18 protein-coding genes are annotated in these 15,238 nt (G+C 67.1%); 10 read left to right on the top strand and 8 right to left on the bottom strand.

The window, feature by feature from the left end:
* Positions 1 to 17: 17 nt before the first annotated feature.
* Both ABID97_RS24020 and ABID97_RS24015 read right to left on the bottom strand, forming a co-directional pair.
* Positions 18 to 1,871 carry a feruloyl-CoA synthase gene (locus ABID97_RS24020; RefSeq protein WP_354401282.1) on the bottom strand — a complete coding sequence of 618 codons (1,854 nt, stop codon included), beginning with the start codon at positions 1,869 to 1,871 and terminating at the stop codon, positions 18 to 20.
* The gene (locus tag ABID97_RS24015) at positions 1,868 to 2,641 is read right to left on the bottom strand and encodes a crotonase/enoyl-CoA hydratase family protein (RefSeq protein WP_354401281.1); all 774 of its coding nucleotides are present in this window, start codon (positions 2,639 to 2,641) and stop codon (positions 1,868 to 1,870) included. Before ABID97_RS24015 ends, ABID97_RS24020 begins: the two co-directional genes overlap by 4 nt.
* A gap of 104 nt (positions 2,642 to 2,745) precedes the next feature.
* Between ABID97_RS24015 and ABID97_RS24010 the strand changes: the two genes are divergently transcribed.
* Entirely contained in the window at positions 2,746 to 3,612 is an 867-nt protein-coding gene (locus ABID97_RS24010; RefSeq protein WP_354401280.1) for an amidohydrolase family protein, read from the top strand.
* Positions 3,613 to 3,616: 4 nt separating this feature from the next.
* Here the strand turns inward: ABID97_RS24010 and kefC are convergent, their stop codons facing one another.
* Both kefC and kefF read right to left on the bottom strand, forming a co-directional pair.
* Positions 3,617 to 5,485, bottom strand: coding sequence for a glutathione-regulated potassium-efflux system protein KefC (gene kefC, locus ABID97_RS24005; RefSeq protein WP_354401279.1), 1,869 nt, complete (start codon positions 5,483 to 5,485; stop codon positions 3,617 to 3,619).
* A gap of 2 nt (positions 5,486 to 5,487) precedes the next feature.
* Positions 5,488 to 6,216, bottom strand: a complete 729-nt coding sequence (kefF, locus tag ABID97_RS24000) for a glutathione-regulated potassium-efflux system oxidoreductase KefF (RefSeq protein ID WP_354401278.1) — start codon at positions 6,214 to 6,216, stop codon at positions 5,488 to 5,490.
* Positions 6,217 to 6,288: 72 nt separating this feature from the next.
* Between kefF and ABID97_RS23995 the strand changes: the two genes are divergently transcribed.
* Complete coding sequence (locus ABID97_RS23995) at positions 6,289 to 6,750, top strand: MaoC family dehydratase (RefSeq protein ID WP_354401277.1); 462 nt, start codon at positions 6,289 to 6,291, stop codon at positions 6,748 to 6,750.
* A gap of 15 nt (positions 6,751 to 6,765) precedes the next feature.
* On the opposite strand, the gene ABID97_RS23990 is transcribed toward ABID97_RS23995, so the two are convergent.
* The 3 genes from ABID97_RS23990 to ABID97_RS23980 all read right to left on the bottom strand — a co-directional run bounded on the left by ABID97_RS23990 (position 6,766) and on the right by ABID97_RS23980 (position 8,388).
* Positions 6,766 to 7,059 (bottom strand): DUF4148 domain-containing protein, encoded by a 294-nt coding sequence (locus ABID97_RS23990; RefSeq protein WP_354401275.1) that lies wholly within the window; start codon positions 7,057 to 7,059, stop codon positions 6,766 to 6,768.
* Positions 7,060 to 7,181: 122 nt separating this feature from the next.
* Positions 7,182 to 7,643 carry a tRNA (uridine(34)/cytosine(34)/5-carboxymethylaminomethyluridine(34)-2'-O)-methyltransferase TrmL gene (gene trmL / locus ABID97_RS23985; RefSeq protein ID WP_354401274.1) on the bottom strand — a complete coding sequence of 154 codons (462 nt, stop codon included), beginning with the start codon at positions 7,641 to 7,643 and terminating at the stop codon, positions 7,182 to 7,184.
* Between the two features lie 28 nt (positions 7,644 to 7,671).
* Positions 7,672 to 8,388 (bottom strand): ComF family protein, encoded by a 717-nt coding sequence (locus ABID97_RS23980; RefSeq protein WP_354401272.1) that lies wholly within the window; start codon positions 8,386 to 8,388, stop codon positions 7,672 to 7,674.
* Positions 8,389 to 8,411: 23 nt separating this feature from the next.
* Between ABID97_RS23980 and ABID97_RS23975 the strand changes: the two genes are divergently transcribed.
* From ABID97_RS23975 to ABID97_RS23940, 8 genes are all read left to right on the top strand, one after another.
* Positions 8,412 to 9,326: a class I SAM-dependent methyltransferase gene (locus tag ABID97_RS23975; RefSeq protein WP_354401271.1), complete on the top strand. Its 915-nt coding sequence runs from the start codon at positions 8,412 to 8,414 to the stop codon at positions 9,324 to 9,326.
* A gap of 228 nt (positions 9,327 to 9,554) precedes the next feature.
* The gene (locus tag ABID97_RS23970; RefSeq protein ID WP_354401270.1) at positions 9,555 to 10,031 is read left to right on the top strand and encodes a DUF2244 domain-containing protein; all 477 of its coding nucleotides are present in this window, start codon (positions 9,555 to 9,557) and stop codon (positions 10,029 to 10,031) included.
* A 58-nt stretch (positions 10,032 to 10,089) separates the two neighbouring features.
* Entirely contained in the window at positions 10,090 to 11,268 is a 1,179-nt protein-coding gene (gene coxB, locus ABID97_RS23965; RefSeq protein WP_354401269.1) for a cytochrome c oxidase subunit II, read from the top strand.
* A 55-nt stretch (positions 11,269 to 11,323) separates the two neighbouring features.
* Positions 11,324 to 12,955: a cytochrome c oxidase subunit I gene (gene ctaD, locus ABID97_RS23960; protein ID WP_354401268.1), complete on the top strand. Its 1,632-nt coding sequence runs from the start codon at positions 11,324 to 11,326 to the stop codon at positions 12,953 to 12,955.
* 32 nt (positions 12,956 to 12,987) lie between these two features.
* Positions 12,988 to 13,104, top strand: a complete 117-nt coding sequence (locus ABID97_RS23955; protein WP_354401267.1) for a cytochrome oxidase small assembly protein — start codon at positions 12,988 to 12,990, stop codon at positions 13,102 to 13,104.
* A gap of 25 nt (positions 13,105 to 13,129) precedes the next feature.
* The gene (locus ABID97_RS23950; protein WP_354401266.1) at positions 13,130 to 13,756 is read left to right on the top strand and encodes a cytochrome c oxidase assembly protein; all 627 of its coding nucleotides are present in this window, start codon (positions 13,130 to 13,132) and stop codon (positions 13,754 to 13,756) included.
* Positions 13,753 to 13,965 carry a DUF2970 domain-containing protein gene (locus ABID97_RS23945; protein ID WP_354401265.1) on the top strand — a complete coding sequence of 71 codons (213 nt, stop codon included), beginning with the start codon at positions 13,753 to 13,755 and terminating at the stop codon, positions 13,963 to 13,965. The genes ABID97_RS23950 and ABID97_RS23945 overlap by 4 nt, the downstream gene beginning before the upstream one ends.
* Positions 13,966 to 14,029: 64 nt before the next feature.
* A complete protein-coding gene (locus tag ABID97_RS23940; RefSeq protein WP_354401264.1) occupies positions 14,030 to 14,911 on the top strand; it encodes a cytochrome c oxidase subunit 3 in 882 nt (293 codons plus the stop codon).
* Between the two features lie 74 nt (positions 14,912 to 14,985).
* Here the strand turns inward: ABID97_RS23940 and ABID97_RS23935 are convergent, their stop codons facing one another.
* Complete coding sequence (locus ABID97_RS23935; protein ID WP_354401263.1) at positions 14,986 to 15,207, bottom strand: twin transmembrane helix small protein; 222 nt, start codon at positions 15,205 to 15,207, stop codon at positions 14,986 to 14,988.
* Positions 15,208 to 15,238: the final 31 nt, after the last annotated feature.

The raw sequence follows: 15,238 nt of genomic DNA, 5'->3' as shown, positions 1-15,238 counted from the left end.
GGGGTCTCCTGGATGAATCAGCGGGGCTTCAGGGTGAAGGGGAGGGTGTCGGCATGCAGCGCCTCGACAAGATCGGCGCGGTGCTTGAGCACGGCGCGCTGGTTGATGGAGCCCTTGTCGGTCACTTCGCCCTTGTCGATGGACGGCGGCTCGGCCATCAGGTGGAGCCGCGCGATGCGGTTGGCGCTGCCGGTGCCCATGGCCGCGAGTTCGTTGGCCACCTGCTGGAAGTGCGCTTGCACCGGTGCGCTTTCGAGTACCTGCTGCATCGTTGCGTCGGCGGGCAGGCGGGCCAGCTGCCGCACCTTCTGGGTCGGGAAGACCAGCGCGCCGACTTCCTTCAGGTTGATGCCGGTCAGCACCGCATCCTGCACATAGGGTGCACCGGCTGCGATGATCTTGGCCCGCAGCGGACCCACGCTCACGAAGGTGCCGGTGGCCAGCTTGAAGTCTTCGGCGATGCGGCCGTCGAAGCGCAGGCCGCGGTGGATGTCGTCGTCGTCGATCCACTTCACCGCGTCGCCCGTCGAGAAGAAGCCCTCTTCGTCGAAGGCCTCGGCCGTGGCCTCGGGCGCGCGCCAGTAGCCCGGCGTGATGTTGGGGCCGCGGTAGCGCACCTCGGTCTTGCCGTCGACCTCGATCAGCTTGAGCTCGATGCCGGCCGCGGGAAGCCCCACGTCGCCCGACTTGACCTCGGGACCGGTGACGTAGAGCGCGAAGGGTCCGGACTCGGTCATGCCCAGGCCCGTGCCCATGACGATGCGCTCGCCGACCTCGGCCTCCTGCGTCTTGTGCAGGCTGTCCCACACGGGCTGCGACAGCGCGGCGCCCGAATAGAAGAACATCTTCACGCGCGACAGCAGGTTGCGGCGCAACACCGCGTCGGTTTCCATGGCGTGCGCAATGGCCTCGAAGCCGGTCGGCACGTTGAAGTAGATGGTGGGCGCGATCTCGCGCAGGTTGCGCAGGGTCTCGGCCATGCCGCCCGGCGTGGGCTTGCCGTCGTCGATGTAGAGCGTGCCGCCGTTGTCCAGCACGATGCCCACGTTGTGGTTGCCGCCGAAGGTGTGGTTCCAGGGCAGCCAGTCGACCAGCACCGGCGGCTCCTCGCCCAGGGCGGGAATCGACTGGCGCAGCTGCTGCTGGTTGGCGCACCACATGCGATGCGTGTTGATCACCGCCTTGGGCATCTTGGTGGAGCCCGAGGTGAAGAGAAACTTGGTGATGGTGTCGGGGCCGGTGGCGCGCATCGCGGCATCGATGGCGGGCGTTGCGGGTGTGGCGGCCAGTGCGTCGAACGGCGTGACGGCGCGGCCTTCGACGGTGCCTTCGGCGATGACGACTTCGGTGGCCGCGGGCACCGCCGCGGCAATGGCGCGGCCGAAGCGCGCGGCGTCGGCGGCAAAGACCAGGCCGGGCGTCAGCGTGTCCATCACGTGGCGCAGTTTCTCGAAGTCCTGGCTCACCACCGAATAGGGCGGAGACACCGGGCAGTAGGGCACGCCGGCATACAGGCAGCCGAGCGCCAACAGCGCGTGTTCGATACCGTTCTCGCTGAGGATCGCGACCGGGCGCTCCGCATCCAGGCCGCGGTCGAGCAGCGCCTGGCCGATGCTGCGCGCCTTTTGCAGCGCCTGGGCGTAGCTCACGCGCTGCCAGTCGCCGGTGCTGCCGTCGGCCAGCCGCTCGCGGCGGGCAATGAAGGTGCGGGCGGGCGCGGCCTCGGCCCAGTGGGCCAGGCGGTCGGTCATGCGATTGCGATAGGGCGCGAGCGGCGTCTCGGCCCGCAGGTACTTGACGCCCGGCGGACCCTCGCGCAGCACGGCGCGGGTGACGCCGAACGCCAGCGGCCTGTATCGGATCGTGGTCATCCCTTGCTCACCTTGGCGCCGCGGCCTTCGAGGAAATCGCGCACGCGTTCCTTGGCCTCGGGCGCGTTCTGCACGATGCCGGACATCAGCGCCTCGGTGAAGAAGCCATGGTCGGCAGACTGCTCGGCAATGCGCGGCAGCGCGTGCATCAGTGCGTAGTTGGTGAGCGGCGCGTTGGTGGCCACGCGTTTCGCAAGCTCGAAGGCCTTGTCGAAGGCCGCGCCTTCGTCGACCAGGTACTGCGCGAAGTTGGCGCGCTCGCCGTCCTCGGCGTTGTACACGCGGCCGGTCATCATCATGTCGGTCATGCGGGCCACGCCGATCAGCTTGGGAATGCGCACCGAGCCGCCGCCGCCCACGAAGATGCCGCGCGAGCCTTCGGGCAGCGCGTAGAAGGTGCTGCGGTCGGCCACGCGGATGTGGCAGGCGCTCGCCAGTTCGAGGCCGCCACCCACCACCGCGCCGTGCAGCGCCGCGATCACCGGCACCGGGCCGTGCTGGATCAGGTCGAGCGCGGCATGCCAGAGGCGCGAGTGCTGCATGCCCTGGCCCGCGTCGCGCTCTTTCAGCTCGCTCAGGTCGAGGCCGGCGCAGAAGTGCGGGCCCTCGCCGTCGAGCACCGCGGCGCGCACCGTGGACGGCAGGGTCTCGAAAGTATTGCGCAGCGCGAGCACCAGGCTGTCCGAAAGCGCGTTGCGCTTGGCGCCGCGCGTGAGGCGGACGATGGCAACTTCGTCGCGGATGTCGAGGTGGAGATCGGGATTGGTCATGATTGCATTCGTGTGTGAGTTGGATTATGGTTATGATAAATAATCAATTCAAGGCACTTGGACGCCTCAATTCCTAGGGATTTACCCGTACTGGAGACATCGACATGGACCACCGGAACCTGATCGCGATCGACATCCACACCCACGCCGAAGTGAGCTGCTGGAATCCGTTCGACAACTACGGCGAGGAATACGACCGCGCCGCCGACAAATACTTCGGCTCGAGCGGCCGGCCGACCATTGCCGAGAGCGTGGCCTACTACCGCAAACGCAAGATCGGCCTGGTGATGTTCATGGTCGATGCCGAGTCGAACATGGGCCGCCGCCGCATTCCGAACGAGGAGATTGCCGAGGCCGCCGCACAGAACAGCGACATGATGATCGCCTTCGCGAGCATCGATCCGCACAAGGGAAAGATGGGCGCCCGCGAGGCGCGCCGGCTCATCGAGGAGCACGGGGTCAAGGGCTTCAAGTTCCACCCGACCGTGCAGGGCTACCACCCCTACGACAAGATGGCCTGGCCCATCTACGACGTGATCGCCGAGTACAAGCTGCCGGCCATCTTCCACACGGGCCACAGCGGCATCGGCTCGGGCATGCGCTGCGGCGGCGGGCTCCGGCTGGAGTACAGCAACCCGATGCACCTGGACGACGTGGCCATCGACTTTCCGGACATGCAGATCGTGATGGCGCACCCCAGCTTTCCGTGGCAGGACGAGGCGCTGAGCGTGGCCACGCACAAGCCCAACGTGTGGATCGACCTGTCGGGCTGGAGCCCCAAGTATTTTCCGAAGCAACTGGTGCAGTACGCCAACACGCTGCTGAAGGACCGCATCCTGTTCGGCAGCGACTACCCGCTGATCACGCCCGACCGCTGGATGAAGGACTTCGAGGCGGCCGGCTTCAAGCCCGAGGTGATGCCGGGCATCCTGAAGGGCAATGCGGTCAGGCTGCTGAAGCTGGAGGGCTGAAGGGCTAGCCGTCGGCTTCTTCCTTCACGCGCATCTCCGCCTCGCCTGCGGGCCCGTCCCAGTCGCGGCCCGAGCGCCGCTGACGCTCCTCGCGTTCGCGCGCCATCTGTTCCTCGAACTGCTGGCGGCCGGCCTTGTTGGCAGCGATCAGCTTGGCGCGGTCCTTGTAGTGCGGGTAGATGTCGTCGCTGAGCTTGATGTTCCGGCGGCGGAACCGCAGCGCCGTTTCACGGGCCTCGTGCGCGGGCCAGCCCAGCGCCTCGAGCGTCGAGCGGGCGCTGCGCAGCGACGACTCGAACACCTCGCGCTCGACCTCCGTCACCCCGCGGTCACGCAACTGGAAGAGGTGGGTCACGTTGCGGGCCCGCGCGATGATGCGCGCCTGCGGAAAGTGCTCCTTCACCAGGTCGACGATGTCCAGCGACTGCTCGATGTCGTCCACCGCCACCACGATGGCCTTGGCCGTGCCGGCGCCGGCCGTGCGCAGCAGGTCCAGCCGGGTCGCGTCGCCATAGAACACGCGAAAGCCGAACTGCCGCAGGCCCTCGACGGTGTCGGCGTCGTGGTCGAGCACCGTCACGCGCAGGCCCTGCGACATCAGCATGCGGCCGACGATCTGGCCGTAGCGGCCGAAGCCGCAGATCAGCACCTTGGCGTCCTGCTGCTCGGAAATTTCTTCCAGCTGCGGGCCGTTGCCGCGGCTGTAGCGCGGCAGCACGAACTTGTCGAGCAGCACCAGGAGGAGCGGTGAGAGCAGCATCGACAGCGCCACCGCGCCGATCAAAAGCGACGTGATCTCGGGCGGCAGCACGTCCGGCCCCGCGGCCTGGAACACCACGAACGCGAACTCGCCGCCCTGCGCCAGCAGCAGCGTGAACACGGGGCGCTCCTGGTAGGCGAGGCCCATGGCCTTGGCCAGGGCGTAGATCACCGCCAGCTTGATGGCCATGAAGCCGACCACCAGCATCGCCATGAGCCAGGGGCTCGCGATCAGCACGCCGAAGTTGATCGACATGCCCACGGCGATGAAGAACAGGCCCAGCAGCAGGCCCTTGAAGGGCTCGATGTCGGTTTCGAGCTCGCGGCGGTATTCGCTTTCAGCCAGCAGCACGCCGGCGAGGAAGGCGCCCAGCGCCATCGACAAACCCACGAACTGCATCAGCGCCGCGATGGCCACCACCAGCAGCAGCGCCGCGGCGGTGAAGATCTCTGGCGTGTCGCTGCGTGCGATCCAGCGCAGCAGCGGGCGCAGGGCCAGGCGGCCGCCGAGGATGATGCCGGCGATCACGCCGACGATCTTCAGGCCTTCCAGGGCGCGGTCGAAGCCGGTGAGCGACTGCTCAGCCGCGGTGGCGCCCGCCAGCAGCGGCAGCAGCGCGAGGATGGGAATGGCCGCCACGTCCTGGAACAGCAGGATCGAAAAGCCCGCCTGGCCGCTCGGTGTCCTGAGCAGGTTGCGTTCGCCGAACACCTGCAGCGCGATGGCCGTGGACGACAGGGCGAGGCCGAGCGCCGCCACCAGGGCCACGCGCCATTCGGCACCCGCGGCCCAGCCCACGGCGAACAGCACCGCGGCACAGCTCAGCACCTGCGCCGCGCCCCAGCCGAAGATGGGCCGGCGCAGGTTCCACAGGCGCTTGGGTTCGAGTTCGAGCCCGACCAGGAACAGCATCAGCACCACGCCGAACTCGGCAAAGTGCAGCACGTCTTCGACGCTGGAAACAAGCCCGAGCCCCCAGGGACCGATGGCGATGCCGGCCACGAGGTAGCCGATGATGGAGCCCAGGCCCAGGGCCTTGGAAAGGGGCACCACCAGGACGGCCGCGCTCAGGTAGATCAGGCTGCTGGTCAGCCAGGCGGGTGCGTGTTCCATGCTCAGGCCGCGCCTTCTTCTTTGTTGTTTTCTTCGTTGGCGGCGGACATCGAAGCCAGGCCGCGGGCCGTGGCGGACTGGAAGGCGCCGGACACCGTGTCGTCATGCTCGGGCGGCCGATCGATCTCGGGCACCGGGCAGGCCACGCAGGCATCGAGTTCGTCGAGTTCCGGCCACTGGGGATAGCTGCCCAGGCGCTGGACGAAGACTTCCACATGCGCCGCCACTTCGTCGTCGCCCGCGCTGCGCGCACCGTGGAATACCAGCGGCGGCAGGAAGCGCATGCCGCAGAGTGCGGCGGTCTGCTCGTAGGGTGGCAGGAAGGCGTCGAAGAAATAGCGGTTGTAGCTTTGCGGGTGGTAGCTCGCCTCGGGTCCACCGGTGGTGGCGACCAGCCAGCAGTCCTTGCCCTGGAGCGCGGCACCCCCGCGGCCATAGGCCCAGCCGTAGCTGAGCACGTCGTCGAACCAGAGCTTTTGCAGCGGCGGTGCCGAATACCACTGGATCGGGTGCAGCAGCACCACGAGGCTGGCCTTGGCGAGCCGGGCCTGCTCGGCCTCGACGTCGATCGAGAAGTCGGGGTAGCTGCCGTAGAGGTCGTTCACCTCCACGCCCGGCACGGCGCGCGCCGCCGCCAGCAGCTGCCGGTTCACGCGGGAATCGCGCCAGTGCGGATGGGCCGCGAGCACATAGATGCCGCCTGCTTCGGCGGCGGATGTTGTTGTCGTCATGCAGCGAACATAGCGCAAGTGTGTCGCGATGCCGACAGCCGGCCCGGCAAGCTTGGCGATAGAGTGCCCCGCATGACCAAAAAGACATTCCAGACCCTTCAGGATCTTGCCGCCTGCGTCGGCCAGGAAGTTGCCGTGAGCGACTGGATCACCGTCACGCAGGAGCAGGTGAACCAGTTCGCCGAGGCCACGGGCGACCACCAGTGGATCCATGTGGACGTCGAGCGCGCCAAGGCCGGTCCTTTCGGCGGCCCGATCGCGCACGGCTTTCTCACGCTGTCGCTGCTGCCGCGCTTCTACGAGAGCGCGTTCGACGTGACCGAGTCGCGCATGGGCGTCAACTACGGGCTGAACCGGGTGCGCTTCATGTCGCCGGTGCCGGTGGGCAAGCGCCTGCGCGCGCGCATGAAGCTGCTCACCGCGGAGCCGATTGCGGACGACGGCCTGCAGATGACCTGGGAAGCCACCATCGAGCTCGAAGGCGCCGCCAAGCCGGCCTGCGTGGCCGAGTCGGTGGTGCGCCGCTACCGCTGACGGCGCACTTCGCTGCTACATGCGGCGGTCGGTCACTTCGCCGTAGGTCGCCGCACCCTGGCGGGTGACGCCGAGCGCGCCGGCGCGCACCGCGGCGCGGTCGACGTTGCCGCCGCTCTGCCTTGCCACGCCGGTACCGCCATTGCCGATCTGCACCGGCTGGCGCGCCTGGGCCTGGACCTCGGCACGCGATTGCGTGGACTGGAAAGGCGCGGGCGGCAGCGGATTCTGTTCGCCCTGGAAAGCGTGGGCGCCGGCGCTGAGGCCGAGCGTGGCAAAGACGGCATAGGCAATCGACTGGGCATTCATGGCGTAACTCCTTGGGCAAGCGGTGGATGGGCGGGATGCCCGGTCGATCCACCGGGCATGCCTCTCATACGGCGCCGAGTGCCGATCGGATTCGCCCTTTGCGCCGCAAGGGCCGGGTTCGTTCAGCCGAAGCCGTTCTGCCGCCAGGCCTCGAAGACGGTCACCGCCACCGCATTCGAAAGATTCAGGCTGCGCTGCCCCTCGCGCATCGGAAGCCTGAGACGCTGGGGCTCGGCGAAGCCATCGCGCACCGCGGGCGGCAGGCCGCTGGTCTCCGAGCCGAACACCAGCCAGTCGCCGGGCTGGAAGCGCACGTCGTGCACGGCCCGCGTGCCGCGCGTGGTGAGCGCGAACATGCGCCCGGCTGGCGGCCGTTCGGTGTCGAGCAGGGCCTGCCAGGCGGCATGGCGCCTGACCTCGGCGTACTCGTGGTAGTCGAGCCCGGCGCGGCGCAGCAGGCGGTCGTCCATCGAGAAGCCCAGCGGCTCGACCAGGTGCAGCGTGCAGCCGGTGTTGGCCGCGAGGCGGATCACGTTGCCCGTGTTCGGCGGGATTTCGGGGTGGACCAGGACGATATGGAACATGCGCCGATTGTCGCGGCGCGCGTGACGCTCAGTGCGGCGGACCGGTCCGTGCGAACACGATGGAGGTCACGTGGGCCGCGCCGGCCAGCCGCAGCGCCGTGGCGGCCGAGAACAGCGAGGCGCCCGTGGTCATCACGTCGTCCACCAGCACGATGCGCAGGCCCTGCAGCTGGCTGGCGCGCAGCGGCTCCACCGCAAAGGCGCCGCGCAGGTTGCGAAGGCGCTCGGCGCGCCCAAGGCCGATCTGCGCCGGTGTGTCCCGGGTCCGAAGGAGCAGTGTGGCGTCGGTCTTGCCGGGCGCGAGCCGGCGCGCCAGCTCCAGCGCCTGGTTGAAGCCCCGTTCGCGCAGCCGGGCGGGCGCCATCGGCATCGGGAGCACGCTGTCGCACTGCTCCAGCGCCGGCTCCACCCACGGCACGCTGCGCATCAGCGTGGCCAGGGGGCCGGCCCAGCCGGCCTCGCCGCGGAACTTGAACTGGGCGATGCAGTCGGGCCACGGCCAGGCATAGGTGCAGGCCGCCAGGCAGGCATCGAGGGGCGGCGGTTCGCCCACGCATTCGCCGCAGCGGGCAACGCCCTCGGGAATGGGCAGCGCGCAAGTGCTGCAGCGTGCGGCCGGCGGTGCGAAGCGGGCCACGCAGGCGTCGCAGACCCGGCGCGACGGCCAGGCGCGGCATACCTCGCACTGGCTGGGCAGCCGTGCAAGAAGAGAGGTCAAAGGGCGGGCGGCCCAACGGCTGAACATGGGCTCAATATACTCACGGCCCCATGGCCACCGACCCCGCAAGAAGACCGCCGACCATCGACCCCACGGCGGCTGTACGCTGGAGCCGGCTCGCGCCCGCCGCCGGTTCGCCCTGGCTGCACGAGGAAATCGGCCGCCGGATGGAAGACCGGCTGCAATGGATCAAGGCGCAGCCCCGCACCTGGGCCGACTGGGCGCCCCTGCGCGGCGGCCTCGAGGCGCACGAACTCGTGGCCAGGCGCTATCGCGAGGCCGGCTGCTTCGTGATCGAACCCGAACCCGCGCTGGCCGGCGCGACCGGCGCGGCGCTGGCCGCGCCCTGGTGGACCGCGCGCCGCTGGCAGGCCGGCAAGGCCCGCTTCGATGCGCCGCCCGAAGAGGGTGTGGACCTGCTCTGGGCCAACATGTCGCTGCACATGGCCGCCGACCCCGAGGCGCTCATCGCCCGCTGGCACCGGCTGGTGGCGACCGATGGCTTCCTGATGTTCTCCTGCCTCGGCCCCGACACGGTGCGGGAACTGCGGGCGCTGCACGCGCGCCTGGGCTGGCCGGCCGCGGGCCACGAATACACCGACATGCACGACTGGGGCGACATGCTGGTGCATGCCGGTTTCGCCGAGCCGGTGATGGACATGGAACGCATCGTGCTTACCTGGGCGACGCCCGAGGCGGCCCTGGCCGAACTGCGCACGCTGGGCCGCAACCTGCATCCGGCGCGCTTCCCGGCGCTGCGCGGCAAGGCGTGGCACCGGGCGCTGAAGCAGGCGCTGCCCGAGCTGGCGCCGGCCCAGGAGGGCGGCGGGCGCATCGCGCTGACCTTCGAAGTCATCTATGGACACGCCTTCAAACCGGCGCCGCGCGTGGCGCTTTCGGCCGAGAGCGCGGTGTCGCTGCGCGAGATGCGCTCCATGCTGCAGCGCGGCCGGCCCGGCGCCTGAGCCGCCGGGCCGCCGGGCCGCTCCCAAGGCGAAGACCGTAGCGCGGCGGTATCGAATGAACGCCGGGGTGCGCAAGCTGCGCATCGGCGGCGGCTACCTGTGTGTCTACCCGCTACAATCCGCCGTTGCGTGAAACTCGCGGGTGTTGTTCCGCGAACGAGGGCTGTCCGATCCTGTGGAGACAAGGGGCCGGCCGGTCGTCGACGCACCGATTTGCTGAACTCGCCCGTGTCGAATTCCGTCTTTCGTTTTGCCACCGTTTCAGGCCAGAGCATCCATTGGTTCCTGAAGCGGAACTGCTCGGTGACGCCGAGCCAGCTCGGCTGGCTCTACGCGTCGCTGTGCGTGGTGTCGCTCGGCATCGGCACGGTCTTCTGGCTGCACGGCGCGCCGCTGGTGCTGCCATTTGCCTGGCTCGAACTGGCCGCCGTGGGTTTCGCGTTCATGCTGTATGCACGGCACGCGACCGACGGAGAGAAGATCGCGCTGCAGGGCGGGCGGCTGGTGGTGGAGCTCGAGAACGGTGGCGACTACGAGCGCACGGAATTTTTACCGCACCAGGTGCGGATCGAACCGCAGGCCGGCGATCGCTCGCTGATCGAGGTCTCGGGTCAGGGTCGGTCGGTCAGGGTGGGGCGCTATGTACGCCCGGAGTTGCGAGCCGCACTGGCGCGCGAGATTCGCATGGCGTTGCGTGGCGCCTGAGGGCTCGCGCGGCGCTGCACGGTTGGGTTTGTTGAAAAAATTGAGAAACGTGAACACGATGAAGAGCATTTGGCGCAACAAGTACAGGCCGGCGAATCTGTTGCTGGCGGCCGGCGCGGCTTTCAGCGGCGCGGCGCACGCAGTCAACGATCTGCCCGGCGGCCCCTCGGTGCGCCAGCTGAACCTTCCGCTGGGTGTCACCAAGATCGCGCAGGAACAGCACTTCCTGCACACGGTGATGATGATCCTGTGCACGGTCATCTTCGTTGCCGTGTTCGCGGTCATGTTCTATTCGATCTGGAAGCATCGCAAGTCGGTCGGCCACAAGGCGGCCAACTTCCATGAATCGGTGGTGGTCGAGGTCATCTGGACCATCGTGCCCTTCATCATCGTGATCGCGATGGCGCTGCCCGCCACCAAGGTGCTGGTGGCCCAGAAGGACACCACCAACGCCGACCTCACCATCAAGACCACGGGCTACCAGTGGAAGTGGGGCTACGACTACCTGAACGGCGAAGGCGAGGGCCTGGCTTTCATCTCGACGCTCGACAGCTCGCAGCGCGCCATGTCCGACGCCGGCGCCAAGGGCGCGATGCCCGACGACTACCTCTTCAAGGTCGACAATCCGCTCGTCGTGCCGGTGCAGAAGAAGGTACGCATCATCACCACCGCCAACGACGTGATCCACGCCTTTGCCGTGCCCCAGCTGGGCATCAAGCAGGACGCGATTCCCGGCTTCGTGCGCGACACCTGGTTCCGTGCCGAGACCGTGGGCGACTACTACGGCCAGTGCCAGGAACTCTGCGGCAAGGAACACGCCTACATGCCCATCCATGTGAAGGTGGTCTCGGCCGCCGACTACACGGCGTGGGTCGATGGCAAGCGCAAGGAAGCCGCGGCCAAGCTCGACGACCCGACCAAGGTCTGGGCGCTGCCCGACATGATGACGCGCGGCGAGAAGGTCTACGCCGCCAACTGCGCCGCCTGCCACCAGGCCAACGGCAAGGGCGCGGGCCCGATCAAGCCGCTGGACGCGAGCCCCAAGGTGGTCGATGCCGACCACAAGGTGCAGCTGCTGGTGCTGCTCAACGGCCAGAACAATGGCGCGATGCCCTCCTGGAAGCAGCTGAGCGATACCGATCTCGCGGCCGTTGCCACCTACACCAAGAACAGCTGGTCGAACAAGACGGGCCAGCTGGTGCAGCCGGCCGAAGTGCTGGCCTTGCGCGGCAAGTGATCGCAACGATCCCGCCCCAGCGCCCCGCGACGAAGAAATTGCAAGGAACAACGAAATGAGTGCAGTCCTCGACCCCCACGGTCACGCCCACGACGGCCACGCACACGATGAGCACCACGCAGCGCCCACCGGCTGGCGCCGCTGGGTGTTCGCCACCAACCACAAGGACATCGGCACGCTCTACCTGCTGTTCAGCTTCACGATGCTGATGGTGGGCGGCGTGCTCGCGCTGATGATCCGCGCCGAGCTGTTCCAGCCCGGCCTGCAGCTGGTGAACCCCGAGCTGTTCAACCAGTTCACCACCATGCACGGCCTGATCATGGTGTTCGGCGCCATCATGCCGGCGTTCGTGGGCTTTGCGAACTGGATGATCCCGCTGCAGATCGGCGCATCCGACATGGCGTTCGCGCGCATGAACAACTTCAGCTTCTGGCTGTTGATCCCGGCGGCGCTGATGCTCGTGGGCTCGTTCTTCATGCCCGGCGGCGCACCGGCCGCGGGCTGGACGCTCTATGCGCCGCTCACGCTGCAGATGGGCCCCTCGATGGACGCCGGCATCTTCGCGATGCACATCATGGGCGCCTCGTCGATCATGGGCTCGATCAACATCATCGTCACCATCCTGAACATGCGCGCGCCCGGCATGACGCTGATGAAGATGCCGATGTTCTGCTGGACCTGGCTCATCACCGCCTACCTGCTGATCGCCGTGATGCCCGTGCTCGCAGGCGCCATCACCATGACGCTGACCGACCGCCATTTCGGCACCAGCTTCTTCAACCCCGCCGGCGGCGGCGACCCGGTGATGTACCAGCACATCTTCTGGTTCTTCGGCCACCCCGAGGTCTACATCATGATCTTGCCGGCCTTCGGCATCATCAGCCAGATCGTGCCGGCGTTCTCGCGCAAGCGGCTGTTCGGCTACGCCTCCATGGTGTACGCCACCTCGTCGATCGCGATCCTGTCGTTCATCGTCTGGGCGCACCACATGTTCACGACCGGCATGCCGGTCACGGGCCAGCTGTTCTTCATGTACGCGACCATGCTGATCGCGGTGCCGACGGCGGTGAAGATCTTCAACTGGATCGCCACCATGTGGCAGGGCTCGATGACCTTCGAGACCCCCATGCTGTTCGCCGTGGGCTTCATCTTCGTGTTCACGATGGGCGGCTTCACCGGCCTCATCCTGGCCATCGCGCCCATCGACATCCAGCTGCAGGACACCTATTACGTGGTGGCCCACTTCCACTACGTGCTGGTGGCCGGCTCGCTCTATGCCATGTTCGCGGGCTATTACTACTGGGCGCCCAAGTGGACCGGCGTGATGTACAACGAATCGCGCGGCAAGCTGCACTTCTGGTGGTCGCTGATCTCGTTCAACGTGACCTTCTTCCCGATGCACTTCCTGGGCCTGGCCGGCATGCCGCGTCGCTATGCCGACTACCCGATGCAGTTTGCCGACTTCAACGCCGTGGCGTCGATCGGCGCCTTCGCCTTCGGCCTGGCCCAGGTCTATTTCTTCTTCTTCATCGTGCTGCCGAACATGCTCGGCAAGGGCGAGAAGGCGCCGCAGAAGCCCTGGGAAGCCGCTGAAGGCCTCGAGTGGGAAGTGCCGTCGCCGGCGCCTTTCCACACCTTCGAGAACCCGCCCAGGCTCGACCCGACTGCCACCAAGGTGATCGGCTGACCGCTTTCCGCGTGCCAGCCCGCATGACGACAATGACCACACCCGAACAGCGAAGGAACAACCGGCGAATGGGGCTCACGCTGGCCTCCATCGCCGTGCTGTTCTTCCTCGGATTCCTGGTCCGCATGATCTGGTTCAGCGGACGCTGAAGCAGCAGTGAACGGAGCCGCCCGCATGAGCCTCGGTCAACGCATCAAGCGCGCCAATGTCCGCATGGTCGGCAAGCTGGCCGTGGTGGCCTGCGGCATGTTCGCGTTCGGCTATGCGCTGGTGCCCCTGTACCGCGCCATCTGCGAAATGACCGGCATCAACATCCTCGCGCTCAGCGAACTCGAGGTGCCCGGCGGCGCGAGCGGCGGCAAGAACGTGCGCCTGCCCGACAACACCCAGGTCGACACCACGCGCACCATCACGGTCGAGTTCGACTCCAACGTGCGCGGCGGCCTCTGGGACTTCAAGCCCGCCGAGCGGACCATGCAGGTGCACCCGGGGCAGCTCAACACCGTGATGTACGAGTTCCAGAACGTGCAGAACCGCCGCATGGCGGCACAGGCCATTCCGAGCTATGCGCCTCAGCAGGCCGCGCCGTACTTCAACAAGCTCGAGTGCTTCTGCTTCAACCAGTACACGCTCGATCCGGGCGAGAAGAAGCAGTGGCCGGTGGCGTTCGTGATCGACCCCAAGATCTCCAAGGACGTGAAGACCATTACGCTGTCGTACACCTTCTTCGAGGTCGGCGGCAAGACGCCCCCGGCCCCGGTGGCCGCTGCTCCGAATGCCGCCCATGAGCCCCGTTCGTGACCGGTGCCAATCCGCCCCCCAAGGCCACGCTGTGGGAGACGGTGAAAGCCGTCTGCTGGTCGTTCTTCGGAGTGCGCAAGAAAAGCGCCTACCAGGACGACCTGGCCAAGCTGAACCCGCTGCACATCATTGCGGTGGCCTTTGCCGCGGTCATCGTTTTCATCGTCGGCCTGGTGCTGCTGGTGCGCTACGTGGTTGCGCACGCATGAGCCACCCGGCCCGAGACATCCAGAACCCATCGAATCGAGAGAAGAAAGAAAGCCAGGAGCTGATATGAGTTCAACCACCCACGGCACCACGCCTTACTACTTTGTGCCGGGGCCATCGGCCTACCCGGTCATGGCCGCCACCGGCCTGTTCTTCGTGATTCTGGGCGCGGGCCAGTGGATCAACGGCCACCAGTGGGGCGCATGGTCCCTGCTGATCGGCATGGTCGCGTGGCTCGCCACGCTGTTCGTGTGGTTCCGCACCGCCATCGGCGAAAGCGAAAGCGGCCAGTACGGCCACAAGATCGACCTCTCGTTCCGCTGGAGCATGAGCTGGTTCATCTTCTCCGAAGTGATGTTCTTCGGCGCGTTCTTCACCGCACTGTGGTGGACCCGCACGCACTCGCTGCCGGCGCTCGGCAGCCTGGAAAACGCGCTGCTCTGGCCCGACTTCAAGGCCGTCTGGCCCAGCATTGCCGCTGGCGCGACCGGCTCGCCGGCCGACATCGTCGAGCCCTTCCAGACCGTCGGCCCGTTCTGGCTGCCCACGATCAACACCGCGCTCCTGCTGAGCTCGGGCGTCACGCTCACCATCGCGCACCACGCGCTGCGCGCCGACCATCGTGCCCAGTGCATCCGGTTCATGTGGCTCACCGTGCTGCTCGGCGTCATCTTCCTGGGCGTGCAGGGCTACGAATACCACCACCTGTATACCGAGCTGAACCTCAAGCTCAGCTCCGGCGCCTACGGCTCGACCTTCTTCATGTTGACCGGCTTCCACGGCCTGCATGTGTTCATCGGCATGCTGATGCTGCTGTTCATCACGCTGCGCCTGCAAAAGGGCCATTTCACGCCGGAGCGCCATTTCGGATTCGAAGGCGCAGCGTGGTACTGGCACTTCGTCGACGTGGTGTGGCTCGGCCTCTACATGCTGGTTTACTGGCTTTGACCGAACCCCGCGGCATGCAAACAAAAAGGCGCCGGAAGGCGCCTTTTTCATGGTTCTCCTGGAACGAGCACCACCTACTTGCCGACCGGGAGCCCGGTGGGCTGGATGTAGCCGAGTTTCCAGGCCAGCAGCATGCAAAGGAACAAAAACACGGAAATGCCGATCCGAAAGGTGAGCGCGCGCGCCATGCCGCCGCTCTTGGCACGCCCGTCGCGCCCGTCTTTCAGCATGTAGAAGAGCGCGAAGGCAAGGCTCGCGAAGATGCCCACGAAAGCCAGGGCGATGAAATATTTCATGACTCCGATTATCGGCCGCGCGCCTCATCCG

The sequence above is a fragment of the Variovorax sp. OAS795 genome (genome assembly GCF_040546685.1).
In the GTDB taxonomy this organism is placed as follows: Bacteria; Pseudomonadota; Gammaproteobacteria; order Burkholderiales; family Burkholderiaceae_C; genus Variovorax.
This window is presented reverse-complemented; position numbering and strand designations above follow the sequence as displayed.

Coding starts and splice junctions, on each gene's coding strand:
- ABID97_RS24020 (WP_354401282.1), bottom strand. CDS start 1,871: ATGACCACGATCCGATACAGGCCGCTGGCGTTCGGCGTCACCCGCGCC.
- ABID97_RS24015 (WP_354401281.1), bottom strand. CDS start 2,641: ATGACCAATCCCGATCTCCACCTCGACATCCGCGACGAAGTTGCCATC.
- ABID97_RS24010 (WP_354401280.1), top strand. CDS start 2,746: ATGGACCACCGGAACCTGATCGCGATCGACATCCACACCCACGCCGAA.
- kefC (WP_354401279.1), bottom strand. CDS start 5,485: ATGGAACACGCACCCGCCTGGCTGACCAGCAGCCTGATCTACCTGAGC.
- kefF (WP_354401278.1), bottom strand. CDS start 6,216: ATGACGACAACAACATCCGCCGCCGAAGCAGGCGGCATCTATGTGCTC.
- ABID97_RS23995 (WP_354401277.1), top strand. CDS start 6,289: ATGACCAAAAAGACATTCCAGACCCTTCAGGATCTTGCCGCCTGCGTC.
- ABID97_RS23990 (WP_354401275.1), bottom strand. CDS start 7,059: ATGAATGCCCAGTCGATTGCCTATGCCGTCTTTGCCACGCTCGGCCTC.
- trmL (WP_354401274.1), bottom strand. CDS start 7,643: ATGTTCCATATCGTCCTGGTCCACCCCGAAATCCCGCCGAACACGGGC.
- ABID97_RS23980 (WP_354401272.1), bottom strand. CDS start 8,388: ATGTTCAGCCGTTGGGCCGCCCGCCCTTTGACCTCTCTTCTTGCACGG.
- ABID97_RS23975 (WP_354401271.1), top strand. CDS start 8,412: ATGGCCACCGACCCCGCAAGAAGACCGCCGACCATCGACCCCACGGCG.
- coxB (WP_354401269.1), top strand. CDS start 10,090: ATGAAGAGCATTTGGCGCAACAAGTACAGGCCGGCGAATCTGTTGCTG.
- ctaD (WP_354401268.1), top strand. CDS start 11,324: ATGAGTGCAGTCCTCGACCCCCACGGTCACGCCCACGACGGCCACGCA.
- ABID97_RS23955 (WP_354401267.1), top strand. CDS start 12,988: ATGACCACACCCGAACAGCGAAGGAACAACCGGCGAATGGGGCTCACG.
- ABID97_RS23950 (WP_354401266.1), top strand. CDS start 13,130: ATGAGCCTCGGTCAACGCATCAAGCGCGCCAATGTCCGCATGGTCGGC.
- ABID97_RS23940 (WP_354401264.1), top strand. CDS start 14,030: ATGAGTTCAACCACCCACGGCACCACGCCTTACTACTTTGTGCCGGGG.
- ABID97_RS23935 (WP_354401263.1), bottom strand. CDS start 15,207: ATGAAATATTTCATCGCCCTGGCTTTCGTGGGCATCTTCGCGAGCCTT.